Below are 245 nucleotides of genomic sequence, written 5' to 3'. Positions count from 1 at the left end.
AGCTGCGCACGTCCATAACTGAAAGCGGCAGACGCTTGCTCGAGGATATTTCGCTTCAGCACACCTCCCTGTACGAAACGGCGATTAGGTCGATGACGAAGGATGAGCTGGAGGTATTTGCTCGCTTGTCTGAAAAGCTGTCTTCTTCCCTCAAGCAGCAACGGATTGCGAGCCATGCGTAACCTCAGGAAGGATATCGTTTCGCGCAGCTCCGTGGGCTCGATCCAAATCCACGGTGCCAAGAC

General features: G+C 54.3%; 1 protein-coding gene. It reads left to right on the top strand.

All coding sequences use genetic code 11. The features are described from left to right. Positions 1-182, top strand: a 182-nt coding sequence (locus ACPYOI_RS36760) for a hypothetical protein (RefSeq protein ID WP_481424269.1), incomplete at its 5' end; no start/stop codon positions are given. Between the last annotated feature and the right edge of the window lie 63 nt (positions 183-245).

The sequence above is a fragment of the Rhizobium sp. SVR5-2C genome (assembly GCF_056755115.1).
The sequence above is the reverse complement of the archived record's forward strand: the minus strand, read 5'-3'. Positions and strand labels throughout refer to the sequence as shown.